The 4,097-nt window shown below is 73.7% G+C and carries 3 protein-coding genes; 2 read left to right on the top strand and 1 reads right to left on the bottom strand.

From position 1 onward, the window contains the following. On the bottom strand, positions 1-633 hold a 633-nt coding region (locus tag AB0C29_RS36830), incomplete at its 3' end, for a metallophosphoesterase (RefSeq protein WP_360830462.1). Between the two features lie 172 nt (positions 634-805). Between AB0C29_RS36830 and AB0C29_RS36825 the strand changes: the two genes are divergently transcribed. Together AB0C29_RS36825 and AB0C29_RS36820 are read left to right on the top strand one after the other, a co-directional pair. Continuing rightward, complete coding sequence (locus AB0C29_RS36825) at positions 806-1,669, top strand: M48 family metallopeptidase (protein ID WP_360830459.1); 864 nt, start codon at positions 806-808, stop codon at positions 1,667-1,669. A 171-nt stretch (positions 1,670-1,840) separates the two neighbouring features. After that, positions 1,841-4,097, top strand: a 2,257-nt coding sequence (locus AB0C29_RS36820; protein WP_360830456.1) for a helix-turn-helix transcriptional regulator, incomplete at its 3' end; no start/stop codon positions are given.

Raw genomic sequence — 4,097 nt, 5'->3', positions numbered from 1 at the left:
CCGGCTGACGGCGGTGCCGGCCACCACCTCGACCGGCTCGTGGGCCGTTCCGTCCAGCCGTACGAGATCCGCCCGGGGCACGTGGGTGTGCCCGGCCAGGATCAGGTCCACCCGGGCGGTCCCGATGGCCCGCATCAGCCGGGTCCGCCCGGCCATCCGGGCGAGGCCGAGGGCCCGCGGCGGGTGATGCAGCGCGAGCACGCGGACCGTGCCGGCCGGGGCCGAACCGAGCACGGCGACGACCGCTTCGCTCTGCTGCCGTGACACCCGTCCGCTCTTCCACCGCCACGGCGGGCTGGTGTGCAACCCGATCACGGTCACGCCGGGCAGCCGCAGCACGGGATCGAGATCCGGGCGGATCAGCCGCCGGTAACGCCGGTACGGCCCCACCAGCCGGTCGACGCTGACCAGTGGCACGTCGTGGTTGCCCGGCACCACCAGCAACGGCGCCGGCAGCCGATCGAGCAGCGCCCGGGCGAGGCGGAACTGCCCGGTCCGGGCCCGCATCGAGAGATCACCCGTGACCACCGTCAGGGCGGGAGACACCCGGGTGACGTCGGCCGCCACGGAGGCCACCGCGGCCGGATCATGCGCGCCCAGGTGCAGGTCGGACAGGTGTGCGATGACGAGCACGGCCACCTCCGTCGCAGCTCACGGGCCTTCCGGCATTCTCGGGCCCGGGCCGACCCAGTGGCCTCATCTCGGCGGGGTGAGGCCGGAGCGGGCCCGGCAGCGCACGCTCGGCGTCAGCACCGCTCACGATCGCGCACCAGCGTCAGCGGCCGAACCGAACAGGAGGATCGCTGTGTCGACGTCCAACCAGAACACCCTTCCCGCCGGCCGGCTCCGGCACCCCGCCGAGGTGCCGTTCTTCATCTTCATGGTGGTGCTCAACCTGCTGATCGTCGGCCTCATCGTGCAGGCCGCCGTGCTGCTGCCGGGCCTGCCCGAACGACTGCACGACACCGGCTGGTCCACCACCGTCCGCAGCGCGCTGCTCGGCCTGCTCCTGCTGGTCCCCACGCTGATCGTGGTCCGCGAGACCCAGCGGGCGTCGACCCGCGGGACAGCGGTCGAACTGTCACCGCGACAGTACCCGGAGCTCTACCGGACGGCGGACGCCTTCGCCCGTCGTCTCGGGCTGCGCCGGCGCCCGCAGATCTACCTCGGCAACGGCAACGGCGCGCTGAACGCCTTCGCGGCGCAGGCCACCGGTCACGACTACGTCGTGCTGTCCAACGAGCTGTTCGTGAACCTGTACCACAACAACCGTGACGGCCTGCGGTTCATCCTGGGACACGAGCTCGGTCACATCCGGCTGCACCACGTCTCGCTGTGGTACCAGCTCGCGGTCGCGTACTCGGAGCGGATCCCGCTGCTGGGACCGGCGCTGTCCCGGCTGCGGGAATACTCGTGCGACCGGCACGGCGCCCACCTGGCCCCGCTGGGCATGACGGGTCTGGTGCTGCTGGCCTCGGGCCGGCACACCGAGCAGGTCGTCGACGTCGACGAGCTGGTGCGGCAGGGCCGGTCGCTCAGGGGCTTCTGGGTCACCGTGTCGCAGCTGCCGCGCTCCCATCCGTTCACGGTCCGCCGGCTGGAGCGCCTCTACCGGCTCGGGTTGTTCCACGCCCGGCTCCGGGAAACGGAGACCGAGACACCGGTCTGAGCCGGGCCGGGCACCGGGTGACTAATCCGTTTCGGACGATGTGGACACTCGGCGGAACCGGAAGGGTGACATTCAGGTCCGTGATTGGGTTTGTCCCGAGGAGGTCCCGTGCGTGCTGAACTCGCCCGTCCCACGCCCGTCATCAGTCCGGGGACGGATGATGATCCACTGATGCCGGCCCGGTTCGAGATCCCGGCGCAGCCGCGTTTCCTGGTGGCCCGGCCCCGCCTGCTCGACGCGCTGCCCGATCGCGACGACGTACCGGTGACCCTGGTGGTGGGACCGGCCGGCAGCGGCAAGACCCAGCTGGTGGCCTCCTGGGCGCACGACCGGTGCCGGGACGCCGTCGCCTGGGTCACGCTCGAGCACGACGACGGCGGAACGGCCACTTTCTGGGCATATGTCGTGGCGGCACTGCGCCGGTCAGGGGTGCCCGTCTCGCCGTCACCGGCCGCGGACCCGGGCCCGGACGGAGCCGACCGGTCGTTCCTCGTCCGGCTCTCGGCGGAGCTCGCCGCGCAGCCCGCCCCGCTGCTGCTGGTGCTCGACGGCACGGGCCTGGTCGACGGCGACCGCTGGGCCACGGAGCTGGAATTCGTGCTGCGGCACGCCGGCCCGATGCTGAAGCTGATCATCATCGGACGCTGGGATCCGCCGCTGCCGCTGCACCGGTACCGGCTGGCCGGCCGGCTGGCGGAGATCCGCACCGAGGACCTGGCCTTCACCGCGGGCGAGGCCGAGGAACTGCTCACCCTGCACGGCGTCGAGCTGGGCCGGGCCGGGCTGGCCACCCTGCTGGAGCACACCGAGGGCTGGGCGGCCGGCCTCCGGCTGTTCGCCCTGGCCCTGCAGGACAGGCGGGACGCCGACCACCTCGTCGGCACCATCACCGGCACGGAATCCGGGGTCGCCGCATACCTCGCCGACGAGGTGCTCCGCCGGCAGCCCGCGCACGTACGGAGCTTCCTGCTGGAGGCCGGCATCCTGGACACGTTCACGCCGGAGCTCGCGGAGGTGGTGACCGGACGGACCGACGCGCGGCGGCTGCTCGTCGACCTGCAGCGCCGCAACGCCTTCGTCCAGCCGGTGGCCGAGTACTCCACGGCGTACCGGTTCCACCCGCTCTTCGCCGAGCTGCTTCGCGCCCAGCTGCTGTGCGAGGATCCGCGACGGGCCCGGGAGCTGCACAGCCACGCGGCGCGCTGGCTGGCGGGACGGGGTCAGACCGCCGACGCCGTCGGCCACGCCGTCGAGGCGCGGGACTGGCCGGCGGCCGCCACCATCGCCGTCGGCCACCACGCGGTCGGCCGCCTGGTGACCGAGGGACGGAACGGCCGGCTCGGCGCCCTGCTGGCTCAGCTCCCCCCGGACTGCGACAGCGCCGAGGCCGCCATCGTGTCAGCGGCGCTGGCTCTCGCCGACGCCTCGACCGACCAGTGCGCCCACCAGCTCGCCCGCGCCCAGGAGCTCGTCATCCGCCGCGACTGGGAGTACAACCAGGCCCTCGCGCTGGCCGACTCGATCCTCGGTGTGCTGCTCGCGGCCACCCGGGGCGACCATGCGCAGGTGCTGCAGCTGAGCCCGGCGACCGAGCAGGCCCTGGCTCAGGCACCGCCCGAGGTGACAGCGGCCCACCCCGAGCTGCGCGCGCTGACGCTGGCCGCCCGGGGCATCGCGCACAGCTACGCCGGCGCGGTCGACACGGCAGTGTCATGCCTCACGGAGGTCGTCGCCGCGCCGGCCCCGGGCTACGAGGACCTGACGATCAACTGCCGGCAGCACCTCGCGCTGATCGAGGCCCACCGGGGCCGGCTGCGGCAGGCCGAGAAGCTGGCCACCGAGGCCACCGACGACGCCGACCGGTACGGCACGGCACCGGCCCGCGTGGCCCGCCTGGTCCTGGCCTGGGCGGCGGTGGAACGCGACGACGTCGAGACGGCTGCGCGTCACCTCCGGACGATCGGTCCGCCACCCCGAGGGTGCGACGACGCTCTCGCCGCGGCGGTGTCCGCACTCGTGCAGTCCCGCCGGATGGTGATCCGCGGCGATCTGCGCGGCGCGATACGCCAGATCACGCAGGTCCGCGCGGCCCCCGGGACGACATTGCCCGAATGGCTCGTCCACGAGCTGACCGTCTCCCACGGGCGCCTGCTGATCAGCGCGGGCCGCCCCGGCGAGGCGCTCGAGACGGTCGCCGGGTCCGAACGGCCGTACCCGCCGGACGTCGTCGTGCTGCAGGCCGAGGCCCTCGCCGCCGGCGGTGAGCCCGAGCAGGCCGCGGAGATCCTCACCCCGGTCCTCACCGTCGCCGGGCTGCCGCCGGCGGTCTGCGTGGACGCCTGGCTCACCCGGGCGAGGATCGCCGAGCAGCTCGGCGAGGCGGACGAGGCGCGCCTCGCTCTGCGGCACGCCGTACGCGCTGCCACCC

Origin of the sequence: Actinoplanes sp. NPDC048791, assembly GCF_040650095.1 — a bacterium.
Taxonomy (GTDB): Bacteria; Actinomycetota; Actinomycetes; order Mycobacteriales; family Micromonosporaceae; genus Actinoplanes.
The sequence above is the reverse complement of the archived record's forward strand: the minus strand, read 5'-3'. Positions and strand labels throughout refer to the sequence as shown.